This window comes from Alteromonas sp. a30, assembly GCF_026788005.1.
Classification (GTDB): Bacteria; Pseudomonadota; Gammaproteobacteria; order Enterobacterales; family Alteromonadaceae; genus Paraneptunicella.
The window spans coordinates 1-19,139 of record NZ_JABEPE010000032.1 but is presented as its reverse complement, the minus strand read 5'-3'; the positions used below and the strand labels follow the sequence as shown (position 1 = coordinate 19,139).

The window sequence follows — 19,139 nt, the reverse complement described above, 5'->3', positions numbered from 1 at the left end:
AGGTCATGCAACTTTAGCAATGACTGAAAAGTATCTTAGATTTGCTCCTATGCGGCCTGAATCGGCTGCACAATTGAATCCCGTAGCACTAGACGGATTAAAAATTGCTGATTTAGTAGAACAACAAAAAAGAGTAGACGGAATTTAAAATTCGTGGGCATTTTGTGGGCAATATTAGACAAATAGATTAAAAAGTGAGCTTAGGAGATTTTTAGAGAAATTCTTTAAGTTATTGATTTTGATGAAGTTTTTAGCTTGGAAAGATGGTGCCCAGAGGCGGAATCGAACCACCGACACGGGGATTTTCAATCCCCTGCTCTACCGACTGAGCTATCTGGGCACTAGAAGTGCTGCATCGCAAGATTTTTACTATTTATTCGTTTGCTACGAGTATCTTGCGGTGCGGGGCGTATTAAACGAGGATTGCGCACTCAAGTCAACAATTTTTTTTGAAGTTCCGACACTTTGGCTATGAATTAAGCAAAGAAGGTGTTTTTCGTAACGGTATGCTGTTTTTTGAGGCAATAATCACCACAATCTTTTCTTTTTATAATCAACAATGAATTTACTTTTCGGGGGGCGTATAACCTTCAATTTCAGGCTCTTTCCTATCAAATAGATAAGCCTCCATCCTTTCTTCCAGAAATTTTCGGGCGTCTGGATCCATCATATTAAGCTTATGCTCGTTGATAAGCATGGTTTGACGTTTTTGCCACTCCGACCAAGCCTCTTTAGAAATGTTATCGTAGATGCGCTTGCCCAAATCACCGGGATAAATTTGAAATTCCAAACCTTCGGCTTCTTTGTCGTAAAACTGGCATTGAACCTTGCGTGACATGGCTTTTACTCTTTGTTTATTTAATTTTAGTGCAGTGTATTACAATTCAATAGATGAGCAAGTGTGGGTGGATTTAAAATAACACTTCAGCCGTCTCAAACCCATGGGAATGCAAAAACCATTTAAATGCAGCATTACTTTCATACGACTGAGTAAAATAAAAACGGTTATGCTGCTCCATAGGCGCTTCTTGTTCACTTATTTGCAGTTCTTTCTTCACAGTCGCTTGATTCTCCAAAACCCACATGAGCCTTTTGGCAACGGGCAATGAAGGTTCAATTATTTGTTGGTGGTCAGCAAAACACCTACGCAGTTCTGGCAATAAAAAAGCATAATGAGTACAACCAAGTAATATCACATCAGATGCCTTGATGTGCGCCAAGCTTTGTTCATCCTGCCCTAAGAAAGTAGCTTCAACCGCTTTCTGCTCCGCCTCTGTCCCATAAATTTTTGCTTCTGCAATATCGGCTAACCCAACACAACTCACTCGAAGAACGTCACAGTCTTTTGCAAACTTGGCAATCAAATCATTGATGTAAGCACTGCGAGCCGTATTATCAGTTGCCAATAATGTAAATTTACGATTTTGAGATACTTGCGCCGCAGTTTTTACAGCTGGGACTATCCCAACAAAGGGCGTCTCAAAAACTTGGCGTAACTTATCAATCATGAGAACCGTTGCGGTATTACAGCCAATCACAACGGCATCAAGGTGCTGATTCTGTTGAACGGTTCGAATAAGCGTTTCAAGACGGGAAAGAATTAATTCCGGGGGCAAGTTTCCATAAGGAAAGTAGGCATTATCAGCAATGTAAATAGTAGATATTTTGTCGGTGAGGGCCCGAATTTGCTTAACAATGGATATCCCTCCTATGCCCGAATCAATGACGAGTACAGTAGCAAAATATGGCAACACCATCACAACAACGCCTAATCTTAAATTTAAAATTGAATACGCTTCAAAACGCACCCCGAGACTGCGACAATTATACGTAAGCGTAAGATTAAACGCGAACTAGAAAACAATGACATGTCTGAGGTAGTCAAGCTCTTGTGCTGTCATCAAAGCATCGTTTACATCACTTAATGAGATAAGACTATCAATCATTGGTTTAACGGTTACATGGCCAGATTCATACAGGGAAATAAAGCTTTGCATATCAGAACGACCCTGTATACCGCCAAAAACACTGCTTTTTATGCAACGTCCACCACTAATTCTGGGTAGTGACCATGAAGGCGGTGAAAGAGGTTGATGAGTATCAACCAAAACAGTTTGTCCCCAACCTTCATGGGAGCTTTCAATCGCAAATAGCGCAAACTCTTGGGTACCGGTACATTCAAACGCAATATCCACACCGCCTTTAGAAAGTTCTCTAATGTGTTTTAGTAACACGCCATCTAGCGCTGAAGGATCGAGCGCAACAGTAGCACCCAATTCAAGTGCCATTTCCCGTCGTTTACGAGAAGCATCAACGACAATAATTTCTCTTACGTGCTCTAAGCTAGCGCCTTGAACAACACCTAATCCGGTAGGGTTCGCGCCAAATACGGCAATCTTATCTGGTGAATGCAAATTGATCTCTGTGCACACGGCGCCAATGCCACTAACAACGGGCCCACAATAGAGCGCTAGCTCCTCAGCGGAAACCTTAGATGAAACACTAACTAACGAAATCTCTGGCATTGCAATATAAGTCGCAAAGCCAGCAATTCCCATGTAGGAAAATATGGATTGGTCTCTTGCAATGAGTCTTGGCGGATAATCAGGTATGAATTCTTGGCTACGTGTAACGCGTAATGCTGCACATAAATTTGTTTTATCAGACAAGCAAGCGCTGCATTGGTTACATTGCGGGATACTTAATGGAATGACCGTGTCTCCCACTGACACTGACTTTACATCTTTACCCACTTTTACCGCCGTGCCAACGGCCTCATGTCCGGGGATGAGTGGATAAGTATTGCGTTTTTGCCCTTGTGACACTTGTAATGCATCAAATGGACTAACTGAACACGCTTGTACTTTTATTAGCACCTGATTGTCCAGAATATCCTCTAGTTGAACTTCGGAAACTTCTAGACGTTCCCCTCGTTCCCAACAAACTGCTGCTTGGATTTCCAACATTGTCTTTTTTCGACAGGACTCTCTCAGTTTATGAAACATGGCCCAATCTCCCTCCGCTGCGACAAGTCTTGTCTACTTCATGTATTGAGAAACAGAACAACTAGGCAAAATTATTGCCTTATTTACATATAATTCAATGTTAAAATTTTCCTCATCCCGCTCTTAAAATTGACAACTTACCGAGAAAAAGGGGAATTTTAAAACCCAGATGGAAAATTTAATTCACAGCCGATTAATTGACCAAAAAGAGAATAAACTATTCCTCGTGAAGCCGCTATCAATTCTGCCCAATTTGCTTTTTCAGGAGGTTAACCATGCACCAATTTTAAGGGGAAAAGGGTAAATAAAAGAATCCCATTAACGCATACAGTTACATTTGATAAATGCAGTTTATTTACCAAATCATTGCTTCTTAAAATGAGCATGTGAGGAATTTAGATAGTTACATATATATGAAAGAATGCATTGGCAATAAATCACCCTAAAATGATAGTACTGCCGATGAATCAGACAATGTTATTCGAGGGGGGTGACGCAACGGATCCCATTTGAGCCATATAAATCAGGATTACCAGTAATCGGCTTTGCAAAACGATTAGAAACGCGTTGTGCCCACTGTTTTTCATCCCATGAGCCACCTTTAATGACTTTCTTAGCGCCTTTTTGTGGCCCTTTAATATCACCTTTTGCATAGATATTCTGGTAAGCCGTTTCATCATACCAGTTCATCACCCACTCGCTGGTGCCTCCAACCATGTCATAAAGGCCCCACGCATTAGGTGCAAAACTATTTCTCGGCCAAGTGAGGTCACGCCAACACCCATCGGTTTCCGTATCAGGTTTATTTCCTGTGCCGGGATCATAGACTGCGGTCTTGCAAGTAGCCGGCTCGTATCCCCAAGGGTATGGCGCGGTTGACCCGGCCCTTGCCGCTTTTTCCCACTCGGCTTCATAGGCCAAACGTCCACCTTTCCATTGACAATAATCAAGCGCATTACGCCAGTTAATGCAATTTTGTGGATAATCATCACGCCCCGGCGCGTCATAATTGCAATAGTGGGTTCGTAAGTAATCAAATGGCTTACCGCACTTCCCAGCTTCTACACAGGCTCGATATTCAGCGACGGATACTTCCTGCACATCAATTTTAAAGGCGGGGACATACACTCTCACGCCACCTTTTGGGCCTTCATCTGTGTCACATTCAGTATCATTTTTGGAACAGCCCATAACAAATTCACCAGCAGGAACGAACACTTGCTCCGCCGCTAATGCACTAAATCCGATAAAAACCAAAGGTAGATATTTCATGAGTTGATCATAGCTCTGCTAATTGTGATAAAAGTTTTATTGCTGGGGCTGATAAACCAAGTTCTGGCAATGATTTCACATTTATCCACCCTGCTTCATTTTCTCCCACATGACCGAGTGGCTTTTGCTTTAATTGCAATAACTGGGGATGAATGTCTAAGTGAAAATGACTAAAAGTATGTCTGAACTCAGGCAAAGGCTGAGTCGTGCATTCACCGATTCCAATTTGATGCTTAAATGCATCCAGTTCAGATAGCGCACCAATTTCATAGAAACTCCACAGCCCGCCCCAAATGCCACTAGGGGGTCGCTTGTACATCAAGACTTCATTTTGCCAAATGGGTAACAACATCAAGGTGATTTTGACTGGCACCGCTTTTTTCGGCTTTTTCCCTGGAAAATCCGCTTGTCGAGAATTTGCATTGGCGAAACAATGATCCGACAAAGGACAGCGCTCACACTGTGGTTTGCTGCGTGAACATAATGTTGCCCCCATATCCATCATTGCTTGGTTGTAGTCCGCTACACGATGTTCTGGCGTGTTGCTTTCCGCATGTTCCCAGAGCATTGATTCAACATTCTTGTTTCCCGGCCAACCTTCCACACCATAAAAACGCGCTAATACTCGTTTAACATTGCCATCTAGAATTGCGTGAGGTTGCCCTAAAGAAAGCGACAGCACCGCACCCGCAGTTGAACGACCAATTCCGGGCAACGCAATCACATGTTCAATATCAGTTGGAAATAATCCTTCAAATTCATCCACAATTTTTTGCGCCGCTTTATGTAAATTTCTCGCCCTTGCGTAGTAACCTAAGCCTGTCCAATGATGCAGCACATCATCCACAGGGGCTTGCGCTAAACTGTGAACATTCGGAAAACGTTGCATAAATTTTAAATAGTAAGGAATAACAGTGGTTACTTGAGTTTGTTGCAGCATAATCTCCGATACCCAAACGGAATAAGGTGTTTTATTTAGCTGCCATGGCAAATCTTTTCGACCATGTTGATCGAACCAGTTCAAAATATTTTCGGAAAAAGAAAATCGGGAAGACACTTCTTGCACACTCGCTACGTCGTTTGGGCGCCAGTGTAATGAAGACTGAAGGACAAACCAAGCTTGAGATATTTCAGATTAGCTGGATAATACCGCAGCATTTTGTCGAGGTTAATTTAAGGCGAGGAATCAGTGGGTAGGTACAAATCACAAGAAGAAGCAGAAGCCGCAGGCATACACATTCGTAAAGTACAGAGTTTTATTTTACGAGAAGGCCGTTTAACGAAAGGTCAAGCCGCAGCTATTGAGTCATTTTGGTCTTCTCTAGGCATCGATTACCAAGCATCTCCTTTTGACATCGATACATTGTTTCCAAAAGCCCAACCGATAGTGATTGAAATTGGCTTCGGTATGGGACAAAGCCTTATTGAAATGGCACAAAACGCGCCTGAACTCAATTTTATTGGCATTGAAGTTCACAAACCCGGCGTTGGCGCTTGCATTTCTGAAGCGCACAATCACAATTTAACCAATTTAAAAGTCATGGAACATGATGCAGTGGAAGCACTTAAAAACTGCATTCCTGATAATTCCTTGCATCGTGTACAGTTGTATTTCCCCGATCCATGGCATAAAAAGCGCCATCATAAAAGACGTATCGTCCAACCCGAATTCGCCGAATTGGTACGTCAGAAGCTTGCTCAAGGTGGGATATTCCACATGGCAACTGACTGGGAAAATTACGCAGAGCAAATGTTAGAAGTAATGCTTGAAGCTCCGGGCTACAAAAACTGCTCTGAAAACAACACCTATGTAGCACGTCCTGATTTTCGTCCAATGACCAAGTTTGAAAAACGCGGTGAAAAACTTGGGCATGGTGTATGGGACCTTATTTTCGAGAAAGAATAAGTATTCCTACATAACATTATTATCAATTTTTTGCTCCCTCGCGGGTAAATACCACTTACACTTTTTGAAGGACGACAACAATGCTCAGCGCTGAAAGCGAAGTTTTGCTACGAAATCAAGAATACTTTGACACTGGAAAGTGGCTTGTCATTAACGCAGCAGATGCTGAGATATTTTCCTATTTTCCCTCAGAGGTTGTCGGCCTTCATCAGCTCTATTCAAACTACTTATTAATAGAAAATTGTTCCAAAGGGCAACATTATTACGGGGCTTTGCTTCCAAAATCAGAGCAATTCGATGGCATTATTATTTATTGGCCAAAATCTAAGCAGCAAGGTGTTATGTTATGCCATTATGCTTCATCAATGCTATCAGATAGTGGGCACTTACTAATAGTGGGCGATAACAAATGCGGCGTTAAGAGCGCAGCTAAAGCGTTGAAGAAAATTCCACTGGAAATGAACAAAATTGACAGCGCGAGACATTGCACTTTGCTCGGAACCTTAGTGGATGAAGATCAAGAACGAGATAAATTCGACATCCAGAAGTATGTAAGCACCTACAAACTTGATTTTGAGTCTCTGGCGTTGACCATGAATACATTACCCGGTGCATTCAGTAGCGATGCCCTTGATCCGGGCTCTGAGTTACTCTTATCAACACTTGGCGACATCTCTTCAGATATAAAATCCACGAAAGTGCTTGATTTTGCATGTGGGAATGGTGTGATTGGTTTGTCTATTGCTTCTAGGTTTACCAACGCACATGTCATTATGTCAGACATCAATGCATTGAGCTTATTGTGTATTGAAGCAAACATTGCTCAAAACAAAATTGATAAAAAACGCATAGAAATTTTGACGAGTGATGGTCTAGACTCAATTGAAGGGCAGTTTGATGTCATCGTCAGTAACCCACCATTTCACAGTGGAACAAAGACTGATTATTCTATTACTGAACGTTTTTTGCGTGATGCAAAGCAGCATTTGTGTCCCAAAGGTAAGCTCCGAATTGTAGCAAATCGATTCCTTAAATACCCGGATCAGCTTATGCGAGTGTTCGGAAATGTTGAAATAATCGAGCAAAACTCAAAATTCACCGTTTATCAAAGCATACAGTCATAATAAATCAGTCTAAAAAGCACACGTTTAAATGGGAACAGAGGCTTGACGAGACGCTGCCCAGCAGTGATAACATTTTTCTCTAACCCAATTTCGAAGGATGCTTTATGTCTCGTAATCTAGGGGTAATCTTAGCGGGCGGAGCGGGCACTCGCCTTTTCCCTTTAACCCAAACGAGAACCAAACCTGCCGTTCCCTTTGCCGGAGGCTTAAGGCTTATTGACTTTGTGCTCAATAATTTCGTCAATTCGGACCTTTTGAAGATTTACGTTTTAACCCAATTCAAATCTCAATCATTAAATATCCATCTGAGACAGGCATGGTACTTATCTGGACTAACCGGTAATTTTATCGATGCCATTCCCGCTCAAATGAGAATGGGTAAGCGTTGGTATGAAGGCACCGCTGATGCGATTTACCAAAATATCCGCTTTTTACAAATCCATGAACCGGATAATATTTGCATCTTTGGTAGTGACCACATTTATAAAATAGATGTTCGCCAAGTGATTAATTTCCATGAAAAATGTAATGCAGCGTTAACTGTTTGTGGCATTCCTGTCCCCGTTGAAGAGGCCGCTAATCGTTTTGGTGTGATTGAAGTTGACGAGAACTTTAAAATGGTAGGTTTTGAAGAAAAACCCGCTCGCCCCAAAACGATCCCCAATCAACCAGATAAAGCACTGGTATCAATGGGAAATTATGTTTTTCAAAGTAATCCTCTGTTTGCATATCTTGACCAAGACGCTGAAGACAAGCTGTCCTCCCACGATTTTGGGCACGATATCATCCCTAAAATGCTAAGCGATGGCTTGCCTGTTTATGTTTACGACTTCAACACAAATACAATTCCGGGAGAATCTGAAAGTGCGAATCAGGGATACTGGCGCGATGTAGGAACAATTTATTCGTTTTGGGAAGCGAATATGGATTTGCTGGAGCATGAACCTGAATTCGATCTATATAACTCCAAATGGCCGTTAAGAAGCTATCATCCACCTGTGCCGTCAGCCAATATAAAAGCGGATGAAGAAGGCAATCATTGCACTATTATTAACTCAATGATCGCCTCGGGAAGCGAAATTGTGGGAGCACATGTGGAAAAATCCGTTCTAGGTTTTAAAGTCGAAGTGGAAAAAAACTCCCGATTGAGAGAAAGTATCATTCTTGGCTCGTGCAAAATCGGGGAAAATTGCACTCTCAATAGAGTTATTGCAGATAAAGGAGTTAGAATTGCACCCAACACCCAAATAGGTATAGATTTGGAGTTGGACAAATCGCGAGGCTTAACCGTATCTGATGAAGGTATCGTAGTCATACCCAAAAGCATGGAGATCGGATTTTAGTGAAGATTCTGTTTGTAGTTTCAGAAGTCGAAGGGCTAGTTAAAACAGGAGGACTAGCCGATGTTGGTAGAGCATTACCACAAGAGTTGGTCCGTATGGGATACGACGTTAGAGTCGTTGTGCCCTATTACCGCCAAATTGCTCGGCAAACTACCTCAATCAAAGTGATTGAAAATGTAGAGATGTCAATTCATGATCGCTCCTACAATTTTTCTGTGCATCAACTAAATGTTGAAGGCATGACCGTATATGCCATTGACTTCCCCATGTTCTTTGATCGAGAAGGCATATACAGCGATAGTTACCATGCATACCCTGATAACGCTGAACGTTATGCCTTTTTTTCAATGGCAGCACTTCGCGCCTCCCAAGCGATGGACTTTCAACCCAATGTTGTCCATTGCAATGATTGGCACACAGCGCTCACGCCCTTTTTCATCAAACGCGACCAAACAGGCTACTTCAAAGATACGAAGTCCTTATTAACCATTCACAACGGCGCCTATCAATGCCAACAAGACTTTGTTTTTATTCCCTTTCTCCATCCTTTTGATGAAATTAGTCGCCGCCGAGACTCTCAAGGTGCCGTTAACTTTTTGAAGCTGGGTATAGAATATGCGGACAAAATTAATGCCGTTAGTCCAAACTACGCACGAGAATTATTAACGCCAATGGGTTCTCACAATTTGTTTGATGACTTCAAAGCAAGAGAATACGACATGAGTGGTATTCTAAACGGCTGTGACTATGACATGTGGGACCCTGCAACCGATCCTTACATCAAAGAAAACTACACAATTAAGACGCTTGAGAATAAGCAAAAGTGCAAAGAAGCGCTTCAAGAAGAAATGAAACTAAAAGTCGACAGCAAAATTCCCATGCTCGGTATTGTCTGTCGGTTAACGGAGCAAAAAGGCTTCGGTTATCTCGTTCCTGCTATTTGGGGACTTATGCAACATAACGTTCATCTTGTTGTAGTTGGCAACGGGGATCCATCTATTGCTGACTCCCTCAATCATTGCGTGGAGCAACATCCCGATAAGTTAGTCTTTATTGATGGATTTACAGAAAAGCTTGCACATAAAGTCGAAGCCGGCTGCGACTTCTTCCTTATGCCATCATTATTCGAGCCCTGCGGCCTAAATCAAATGTACTCATTGGCCTACGCCACCATCCCTATTGTTAGAGGTGTCGGAGGATTAAAAGATACAGTCATTGATAGAAACGATAATCCCTATATTTCCACAGGCTTCGTGTTTGAGTTGCCAGATAGTACAGCCCTATTAAGTTGTATTCAGCGAGCACTGTTATTCTATTACGAAAGCCCTCCGGGGTTTCAGGAAATGCGCCGCCGAGCAATGCAAACAAAATTTACTTGGCGTGAGTCTGCGAACAACTACATTATGCTATATGAAGAAATGATAGATGCTTTTTAAAAGCCGACAATCTGTTTCAGTATTAATGCAAAAACAAAGATGAAATCACTCATTTAATTATGAATTCAATCTTTTATTACTATTATTCTTGTTCTATTGTTCGTTGTCTTTCATTATATGGCCTAGTGTATTTCAATCTTTTTTGACTAGGTAAACTCTAAATTCATGCCATCCCATAACCGTTTTTTCTCTATCAAACGCATGTTCATATGGACAGTTATGGGAGTAACATCTTTAGCACTGCTTGTTACATCCGTTATTTTCACCTACTCAATACTGCAAAATGATGAAAAACAGCTGAAAGAAGAAGCTGCAACCCTAGCTGAAATGCTCAGTCGAATATCCGCAGAACAAGTACACAAGGAAGATGGCGTCACCTTGAACAATATGATTCAGATACTTGAAGCTGCTCACCTTGTTACCAACGCTCACGTTTATAAAATTGAAGAAAACGGCGAATTAAGTTTTTTTGCAAGTTACAACCGAACGGGCCGTGCTCCTGTTTCTGCCATGTTTACTCGCGTGGACGAACTCAAACAACCCATCCTCAAAAACGGCATCTGGGAAATCATTAACCCTGTAATATGGAACAGCGAGACTATCGGTTATACCTACTTACGCGCAACGACTCAATCGTTGGAAAACTCTACTTTTGAGATTTCGCTTGGTTCTGCGATAGTTGTGCTTATTGTGCTGCTGTTGAGCTTCGTTTTAACGCTGAGGTTACAGCGTCCATTAACAGAGCCAATTCACAATCTCATTAACCTTGTTCACATTGTTGCCCAGAAAAAGGACTATTCCCAACGAGCTGAAAAAACCAGTATTCGAGAACTTGATGTGCTCGCACGCGCTTTTAATACTATGTTAGAGCGAATTCAAGCTCACAACCAAAAACAAAAAGACGCGGAGACAGAGTATCGGAATCTAGCGGCAACACTTGAGGAAACGGTAAACCAACGTACTCTCGCATTAAAGGAAGCTAACCAAGAACTCATCCAAACGTTAGAAAAGCTACACCAATTTCAACGTCAAATGGTGGAAAACGAAAAAATGGCATCCCTTGGCGATATGGTTGCCGGAGTTGCGCATGAAGTAAACACTCCTATCGGGTTAGGCGTTACTGCGTCCACTATGATGTTAGATAGACTGCAAAATATTAAAGATGACTTTGAAAATAAGGTACTCAAAGCGAGCAGCTTAGAAAAGTTCATTGTTGAAGGTGAGGAAAACCTCAATATTATTTACCGTAACCTGAATCGAGCAGCAGAGCTTATATCTAGCTTCAAACAAGTCGCAGTCGATCAATCCTCGGAAAGTGCAAGAAAGTTCAAGTTCATCAAGTTATTGGATGAAGTATTGCTGTCCTTACGCCCACGATTACGCTCTTTAGCACACAAAATTGATATTGATTGCGACCCTACTTTGTGCATTGAATCAAAAGCAGGCCCTATCAATCAGGTGCTAATTAATTTAATTATGAACTCCGTTATCCACGGATTTGAAAACAAGGAAGAGGGTCATATTCGAATTGCTGTGCGGTTAATTGAGGATAGCCAGCTACAAATTATGTATTCAGATGATGGCGTGGGTATACCTGAACATATTCAAACACGCATTTTCGATCCGTTTGTAACAACCAAGCGAGGCCAAGGGGGAAGTGGGTTGGGAATGCACTTAGTGTACAACCTTGTCACACAAGCATTAAATGGCTCAATCACGCTTGATACAAAGGAAGGCAAAGGTGTCAACTTTACTATCACTTTTCCAATTGAAGTCCTACATTAATTAATCTAGTTGAAGCTTCATATTAGTTAAATAAATTAGATCCTTTTTAACTAAAGTCGCTACAATTGTTACGCAAGTAAATAATCAATTAGTTTTATGTCTTGAATTTTTACTATATTTCCGCATATCTTCTTATTAGTGCCAAACCGTTTAAGTATTTAATGTAAATGGCTAATTAGGTGCATGAAGTAAAAGCTGGTCAGAGGGAGAAAATGAGTGTCTTTCCTACCCATGCAAAGCTTAGTTAATTTGAATTCGATAATAGTTAGGCACTCAGTAACATAACGAGAATAAGGTGAGTAAGATGCAAACACCAAGTGTGCTTATTGTGGAAGACGAAGTTGTTACTAGAACAACTTTGCGCAGCCTCTTTGAGGCTGAAGGTTACACAGTGCATGAAGCTGAAAATGGCGAAGAAATGCACGATATTTTTGAGGCTCACAATATCAATCTCGTTATCATGGACATAAACCTGCCAGGCAAAAATGGTCTGATTCTCGCGAGAGAAGTACGAGATAAAAAAAGTGTGGGACTCATTTTCCTAACAGGACGCGACAATGATGTTGATCGTATATTAGGTTTAGAAATCGGCGCTGACGATTATCTCACTAAACCATTTAACCCACGAGAACTCACTATCCGCGCAAGGAATTTGTTATCTCGCACAAGCAATAGTGCAGGAGATGAAGACTTACCAAGCAAGGTGAATTTCAATGGTTGGGTACTGGATGGCGATAGCCGCAGCCTAATTTCCCCATCGAATACTGAATTCCGTTTACCCAGAAGTGAGTTTAGGGCATTACATTTGTTTTTAAGTAATCCCGGAAAGATCTTAACAAGGGAACAATTAATTCAAGAAATGACAGGGAGAGAGCTACGTTCAAACGATAGAACAGTGGATGTGACTATCCGTCGTATTCGTAAACATTTTGAATCACATCCATCTGGTCAAGATTTGATCGTCACCATCCATGGTGAGGGTTATCGTTTCTGCGGTTCTGTTGACTAGCACTCATTAGTGAAATCCTTTCTTTCGGAGCTTCAAAATACTTTATTGAAGCTCCTTTTCCTTTGTTAATTTGCAGCAGTTATTAATTACCTGCAATTGCCATTTTTTCTAGCAAGATTGCACCAGTTTGAATGCTACTACGAAGCTCCTTATCCGCACCAACAGCAATAATATTCTCCAACATATCCTTTAAGTTACCTGCAATAGTCACTTCATGAACAGGATACTGAATTTCGCCATTTTCCACCCAAAAACCACTGGCGCCGCGAGAGTAGTCTCCAGTAACCAAGTTTACGCCGTGCCCCATCAATTCAGTCACGTATAAACCTGTGCCCATTTTTTGGAGCAATTCTTTCTCAGACTCACCGGTATCGGAAATCAACCAATTGTGGATACCACCGGCATGACCATTGGTTTTCAGTCCCATACGTCTTGCGGAATAGCTTGCTAGCAAGTAGTGATTAAGGACGCCATCTGTAACAATATCCATGTCGTAAGTTTCCACACCTTCGTTGTCGAAGGCGCTACTGGCTAGACCCTTTTTGATATGAGGACGTTCGTAAATATTGAACCAATTTGGCAAAATTTGAGTGTTAATGCTATCCACTAGGAAAGAAGACTTACGATACAGGCTCCCTCCGCTAATCGCTCCCACCATGTGCCCAAGAAAACTGGAAGCCAGCTCTTTATGAATAAGAACTGGAACATTCATGGTATCGAGTTTTCTAGCGCCTAAACGAGCCAATGTATTACATGCTGCGTCTAATCCAACCGATTTCGGCTGAGCTAAATCGCTAAACTCCCGACCAACGGTATAAGCATAATCTCGTTGCATATCGCCATCTTGCTCACCAATCATGACACAAGTTAGGCCATATCGGCTGCTCGGATACCCAAAGTTCACTCCATGAGTATTACCGTATACCCTTGCCCCTAAATTTGCGTTAAAAGAACAGCCATCAGACTGCTTAATTCTTTTATCAGACGATAAAGCCTCACCTTCAGCGTCAGCACACATTTTTAGACCTTGCTCGGTATCTAACGCCTGAGGGTAGTAAAGCTCAAGATCGATGGGGTTTTGTACCATTAGCTCCGCTTCTGCCAAGCCTGAATACTTATCTTCTGAAGTGTGTTTTGCAATTTGAATGGCCTTTTCGACGGTTAGTTCTAACGCTTCTTTGCTTAGATCCGCCGTTGAGGCAGAGCCTTTTCTGGCGCCTACATACACGCTAATGCCTAACCCACCATCATTATTAAACTCTATGGTTTCGACTTCTTGCATACGCGTACTTACCGAAATGCCCTGTACTTTACTCATGCTTGCTTCCGCTTGAGTTGCACCTTTTTGTGTTGCTAATGCCAATACATCAGCCACAATACTTTGGATTTCTGGTATTTCTTTGTCCGCTTGCATAAATCTATGTTCCCCACTATTCAATAAGGCTATCGCTATGGTTTACAATCTTAACATTAAAAAACGACAGTGGATGCCTAATTACCATGAATGCTGAAGAAGATTACGGCGATGAACACGTAAGCAAAACGCAGATTAAACAAGAAGCTCAGGAAATTAAAAAACTCGGTGAAAAGTTGGTCAACCTCGGGGATGCAGCGCTTGCTAAAATTCCATTAGATGATGAAGTAAGGACAGCAGTTGAACTTGCTAGAAATATCAATAAGAAAAAGAACGGCTATAGACGCCAACTCCAATTTATCGGAAAGCTCCTACGTAAGCGCGATCTAACTGAAATTGAAGAAGGACTGTTGAAGCTGCAAATGCATCATCAACAAAATACAGCTCAATTCCATGAACTTGAGCTGCTTCGCGATAAGCTCATTGCAGAAGGTGACAAAGCCATCCAAGAAACACTAGAAACCTACCCGGGGCTTGAACGGCAGAAACTACGCCAATTGCTACGCCAAATCGAAAAAGAAAAACAGCAAGAAAAACCCCCTGCGGCAGCAAGGGAATTGTTTCAGTATTTGAAATCGGAAACGCAGAAAGATCAATAGTTAGTCTGAAAAACACCTACCATTTATCTAAGGAAACAGTATGAACAAACAGTTAGTCATGTGTTTTGCGTTGTTGGGCAGCATGACCCTAATGAGTTGCGGCGGCGGTAGTTCAGGAGCCAACGGAGAGGACCCATTCAACGAAAGCGAAACCCCAGTTGAAGCATTAACGCTTGATGTACTCAACGCACAATGTAATGCGGTGGCTTCGAATAGTTTCACTACCGACGACACAATTTGTGTTCGAGCCAGATTAACTCGCGATGGCGTCGCAGCCAATAACGAAGTGGTATCTTTCACAACTAACGCGCAACTAGGTGAACTCTCTAGCGCAACAGCACTGACTAACACAAGTGGAATCGCGGAAATTAGCATTACCAATCCCGAAACCAACATTGGAGCGGCCAGCTTAACGGCGACTTTTAACGATTTAACGGAATCTCAGGGTTATGAATACCTAGCTTCTCCAATTGATGTTGTCCCTGCCCCGCAAATCAACATCACCATGCTGCAAGATGACACAGCAGTGAATCGCTTTACAGCAACGGAATCGGTTCTCGTACAAGCTCACGTGCAAACTATCGACAATGCACCGATTGCCAACTCTATCGTGAATTTTTCCGTGTCTGGCGGCGCACTTTCGCTGAGTCCTTCAACGGCGCTCACCTCTGAGGCAGGACTCGCTACTATTGTTCTTAACTCCACTGATGCAGACCAAGGCGCATTTACCATCCAAGCCAATGTAACGGTGAACGGTGTAAGTGTTAGCGATGCATATAATTTTGAAATACAAGCAACCGATACGGTGATTGATGACGGCGAAATTCGCATAGGATACTTTGATAATGACGGCACATTTATAGAAGGCATCGTCGGTTCATCCATAGAAAATGCACAAGGCGATGTAGAAATTAGCGCGGGTGCTACCGTAGGATTCTCGGTTGCGTTAGTGAACAGTACAGGGCAACGAGTATTAACACCAACACCTATAACATTTTCATCCAATTGTGTTGCTAGCAATCAGGCTACCTTGGATGAAGTAGTGACCACAATCAATGGGCAAGCTTCAACCACTTTTGAAGACATTAACTGCGCTGGCAGTACCGGCAATTCAGATCAAATTATCGCCTCAGCCACCATCAACGGGCAAACACAAACTATTTCTAGAGCATTTACCATCCAACCTGAAGCGATTGGTTCCATTTCGTTTATCTCTGCAACGCCCGACGAGATCGTACTGCAAGGCACAGGAGGTCAAAACTCAGCGTCTATTTCTACGCTTACCTTCCAAGTTAATGGCGAGTTAGGCAACCCTCTTTCTCAGCAAGAAGTCGATTTTTCATTAAACACAACCGTGGGTGGACTCACACTTGAACCAGCTTCTGGTTTAACTAATTCAGAAGGGCAAGTGAGTACCCGAGTTAGTGCGGGTAGTGTTCCCACCTCCATTCGAGTAACAGCGGAAGTGAATGCAACATCCGGGGTGCCTATTCGCACGCAGTCAGACCTTTTATCTGTTAATACCGGATTGCCAGACCAAAATAGCTTTAGCTTATCAAGCAACATTCGCAACCCCGAGACCTTCGACGAAGATGGTGTGGAAGTAGTCATCACAGCGCGACTCGCCGACACCTTCAACAATCCCGTTCCTAATGGCACAACCGTAAGTTTTACAACCGAAGGCGGTTCAATTCAGCCTAGCTGTATTACAGGTGCAGACGCCGCTGGAAATATCCTTCCCAATCAACCCAATACCGGAACCTGCTCCGTTATTTGGACAAGTGCAAACCCGCGACCCGCAGATCACCGAGTGACTATTTTAGCGACCGCGATTGGTCACGAAACCTTGGTGGATAGCAACGGCAATAATGCCTACGACGATGCTGATGGCTTACCGATTATCGACTTTACTGATAGTGGCTTTGGCGTAAGCCTACCCGATCGTCCCGGTTTTGTGGATCACTCAGAAGCTTGGCGTGACGATAACGAAAATGGCATTCGGGATGACAATGAAATCTTCATCGACTACAACAACGACCAAAGCTTCAACATGCCTGATGGGTTATTTAATGGCCCACAGTGCCAGTCCTCTTCATTGTGTGGCGAAGGGCAAGCGGCGTCACTTCATGTCAGAAAATCATTAGTGCTAATTATGTCGAGCACAGATGCCTTGTATCGTATTTATAATGGTGATGTCAGAAACATTAATAATGTGGTTTTCACCAATGACCCAAATGTTAATGCGACCAATTCACTCAGTTTGAACCCAGGTGAGAGCACTGATTTGTCGATCTTGTATTACGACTCAGCCAACCAAGTGTTACCAGCAGGTACGCAACTTGTTTTAACCGACAACCAAGGAAACATTCTGCGTGTACTTGATCAAGTTAATGATTCGATTCGTTCTGATTTAAGTGGCTTACCGGGTAGTTTCACTGAACTCAACAACTTTACAAATGATGGCACTAACCCTGGTGGCGAACAAAACGCAGCTTATACAATCATTACGCCATCTGGCGCACGACACCTTGTGCAATTTACCATTACGAATAACTAATCATCATTAGCCCTCATAGCACCACGCTTTGAGGGCTATTGCCTAAACCATTCGTAAAACAACAGATGTGCTTCGTTGGAGGGTTACCACCTAAGGAGCTCCGTAGATTTTGAAAGTTATATTGAGAATTAAAGAAATGAAAGGTTAATTTTTAAGCAGCAATCTAATAAAGAAAAGAAGAAAAAACGTCCCTCCTAAAAAAACCAAATATTTAAATGAAAAAAATTTAGGGAGTGCGAGAGCCCTCTTCTCTAACTTTTCACTTCCAATTTTACGTAAATAAGCTAAATAAAGCCAAAATATAGAAGTAATCAAAATTAAAGTCGTAACTAGCATAGCCAAATTCTCTTTATTTATTTTCATCTATTTCCCCGTATACGGTTTTAGGGGCATCAATAGTTTCAATTAATTCTACTGACTTTTTGTCAGCCCCTCAGCAACCTTTGCAACCGCTTTAATTGATGATTCTGGTAAGAATTCAAGAAATGACAGGCTGATTTTTAAGCAAAAACCTAAAAACCAACCTTGAGAAATATTACCCGTTATCTTTTGGACGTTTGGACGGGGCAACAACAGTATCTATCCAGCAATACTTGTTTTGTGATAACTCTAAAACACGTTGAATTGAATCAATTTTGAAATGATTACCACTCCTTCGGATAACTCCAACAATTGAGACATTTCTTTCATAGCAACTAACAGTCATGCTAGCATCTTGGCTTGCATCATTAACAGGAATAGAAGAAGGTATATCATTCATTCTAGCAAAATCCTCATTAACAAATAGAGCTGTATCCACTGCAATATCTAAATACCCCTTCACTCTCACTGTTTTATTTTCATATTTTTCAGGCTCCACAATTAACCTGAAGATGGACACATCCTGAACAGAAAAAGCAACCATGGGTAAAAGTGATAACGACACGCATAAAATAAACTTAATCATTGGTAACTCCGATAATCATATTTAACAGGTTCTCTATTTCCCTCAAAAATAAAAATATTTGTTTTTACTCCCCCAACAAAAACAGGAGCGTTAAGCTTCGTAGATAAACTCTGGTATTTTTTTGCATCAGCTAAAACCGTATGATTCCTAGAAAAGCGCGATACACCAATAACTGCAGCCTTTGCATCTTTTATCTCTCTCAAATCACCTAACGCCCCCCTGCCACCTTCTTCAACACCCAAAGTGATATTTTTATTAGGTATGTTATTAGGAAATTCACCCGTTGAAAAATCACCATTTTCATCAAGCTTCACGGACAACCCAACGCTTCCTTGAGTAGGAAGTCTTATAGCCTCTTTTTTTGAAAGACCTAAAGCTGTAATGACCGTCTCTCTGAATTGTTCATCTCTCAATTGATTGTCCAGCGACTCTGACAACTCAGGTTCATTCTTACTTGAAGGTTCAATAGAATTTAATAGCTTTGGTTTGCTATCATTATCAACGACATCAGAACCTACCTCATCCAGCCCCATTACATCAACCTTATTCTGGGGCTTGTCCGCCGAAGGCGTCGTCTGACCACTCGACTGTGCACCATTGCCTTTTTGCGATGCGCCATGCACTTTGTTATGCGCTGCCGCTGCAACGGCATTGCTCGCATTATTTGCAGCAACCGCTGTTTCAGCTTGTTGATTTTTTGCAGACTTAATCCTAGAGTCAGAGCCACAACCACTAAGCGCACA

16 protein-coding genes and 1 tRNA gene are annotated in these 19,139 nt (G+C 42.0%); 8 read left to right on the top strand and 9 right to left on the bottom strand.

Translation table 11 applies throughout. The features are described from left to right. Positions 1 to 264: 264 nt before the first annotated feature. From HJG39_RS18195 to mutY, 6 genes are all read right to left on the bottom strand, one after another. Positions 265 to 340 (bottom strand) — tRNA-Phe (locus tag HJG39_RS18195). Positions 341 to 565: 225 nt separating this feature from the next. Further along, positions 566 to 838 carry an oxidative damage protection protein gene (locus HJG39_RS18190; protein ID WP_268411698.1) on the bottom strand — a complete coding sequence of 91 codons (273 nt, stop codon included), beginning with the start codon at positions 836 to 838 and terminating at the stop codon, positions 566 to 568. Positions 839 to 911: 73 nt separating this feature from the next. After that, positions 912 to 1,808 carry a glutamate racemase gene (gene murI / locus HJG39_RS18185; RefSeq protein ID WP_268411696.1) on the bottom strand — a complete coding sequence of 299 codons (897 nt, stop codon included), beginning with the start codon at positions 1,806 to 1,808 and terminating at the stop codon, positions 912 to 914. A 45-nt stretch (positions 1,809 to 1,853) separates the two neighbouring features. Then, the gene (locus HJG39_RS18180) at positions 1,854 to 3,005 is read right to left on the bottom strand and encodes an alcohol dehydrogenase catalytic domain-containing protein (protein WP_268411694.1); all 1,152 of its coding nucleotides are present in this window, start codon (positions 3,003 to 3,005) and stop codon (positions 1,854 to 1,856) included. A gap of 477 nt (positions 3,006 to 3,482) precedes the next feature. Next, entirely contained in the window at positions 3,483 to 4,277 is a 795-nt protein-coding gene (locus tag HJG39_RS18175; protein WP_268411693.1) for a formylglycine-generating enzyme family protein, read from the bottom strand. Between the two features lie 7 nt (positions 4,278 to 4,284). Further along, on the bottom strand, positions 4,285 to 5,334 hold the full coding sequence (gene mutY / locus HJG39_RS18170; RefSeq protein ID WP_268411700.1) for an A/G-specific adenine glycosylase: 1,050 nt from the start codon (positions 5,332 to 5,334) through the stop codon (positions 4,285 to 4,287). A gap of 132 nt (positions 5,335 to 5,466) precedes the next feature. Here mutY and trmB point away from each other — a divergent pair, with 132 nt between their 5' ends. The 6 genes from trmB to arcA all read left to right on the top strand — a co-directional run bounded on the left by trmB (position 5,467) and on the right by arcA (position 12,880). Beyond that, positions 5,467 to 6,183 carry a tRNA (guanosine(46)-N7)-methyltransferase TrmB gene (gene trmB, locus HJG39_RS18165; protein ID WP_268411691.1) on the top strand — a complete coding sequence of 239 codons (717 nt, stop codon included), beginning with the start codon at positions 5,467 to 5,469 and terminating at the stop codon, positions 6,181 to 6,183. Between the two features lie 80 nt (positions 6,184 to 6,263). Then, positions 6,264 to 7,307, top strand: a complete 1,044-nt coding sequence (locus HJG39_RS18160; protein ID WP_268411690.1) for a methyltransferase — start codon at positions 6,264 to 6,266, stop codon at positions 7,305 to 7,307. 104 nt (positions 7,308 to 7,411) lie between these two features. Beyond that, positions 7,412 to 8,650, top strand: a complete 1,239-nt coding sequence (gene glgC, locus HJG39_RS18155) for a glucose-1-phosphate adenylyltransferase (protein ID WP_268411687.1) — start codon at positions 7,412 to 7,414, stop codon at positions 8,648 to 8,650. Further along, positions 8,650 to 10,086, top strand: a complete 1,437-nt coding sequence (gene glgA / locus HJG39_RS18150; RefSeq protein ID WP_268411686.1) for a glycogen synthase GlgA — start codon at positions 8,650 to 8,652, stop codon at positions 10,084 to 10,086. The genes glgC and glgA overlap by 1 nt, the downstream gene beginning before the upstream one ends. A 165-nt stretch (positions 10,087 to 10,251) precedes the next feature. Beyond that, positions 10,252 to 11,871, top strand: coding sequence for an ATP-binding protein (locus HJG39_RS18145; protein ID WP_268411684.1), 1,620 nt, complete (start codon positions 10,252 to 10,254; stop codon positions 11,869 to 11,871). A 304-nt stretch (positions 11,872 to 12,175) separates the two neighbouring features. Next, complete coding sequence (gene arcA, locus HJG39_RS18140; protein ID WP_268411682.1) at positions 12,176 to 12,880, top strand: two-component system response regulator ArcA; 705 nt, start codon at positions 12,176 to 12,178, stop codon at positions 12,878 to 12,880. An 82-nt stretch (positions 12,881 to 12,962) separates the two neighbouring features. Here the strand turns inward: arcA and pmbA are convergent, their stop codons facing one another. Beyond that, the gene (pmbA, locus tag HJG39_RS18135) at positions 12,963 to 14,294 is read right to left on the bottom strand and encodes a metalloprotease PmbA (RefSeq protein WP_268411680.1); all 1,332 of its coding nucleotides are present in this window, start codon (positions 14,292 to 14,294) and stop codon (positions 12,963 to 12,965) included. Between the two features lie 86 nt (positions 14,295 to 14,380). Between pmbA and yjgA the strand changes: the two genes are divergently transcribed. Together yjgA and HJG39_RS18125 are read left to right on the top strand one after the other, a co-directional pair. Beyond that, positions 14,381 to 14,893 (top strand): ribosome biogenesis factor YjgA, encoded by a 513-nt coding sequence (yjgA, locus tag HJG39_RS18130; protein WP_268411678.1) that lies wholly within the window; start codon positions 14,381 to 14,383, stop codon positions 14,891 to 14,893. 40 nt (positions 14,894 to 14,933) lie between these two features. Further along, positions 14,934 to 17,450, top strand: a complete 2,517-nt coding sequence (locus tag HJG39_RS18125) for an Ig-like domain-containing protein (RefSeq protein WP_268411677.1) — start codon at positions 14,934 to 14,936, stop codon at positions 17,448 to 17,450. A gap of 535 nt (positions 17,451 to 17,985) precedes the next feature. On the opposite strand, the gene HJG39_RS18120 is transcribed toward HJG39_RS18125, so the two are convergent. Together HJG39_RS18120 and HJG39_RS18115 are read right to left on the bottom strand one after the other, a co-directional pair. Next, positions 17,986 to 18,396, bottom strand: a complete 411-nt coding sequence (locus HJG39_RS18120; protein ID WP_268411675.1) for a hypothetical protein — start codon at positions 18,394 to 18,396, stop codon at positions 17,986 to 17,988. Then, positions 18,393 to 19,139, bottom strand: a 747-nt coding sequence (locus tag HJG39_RS18115) for a hypothetical protein (protein WP_268411674.1), incomplete at its 5' end; no start/stop codon positions are given. The genes HJG39_RS18120 and HJG39_RS18115, both read right to left, overlap by 4 nt.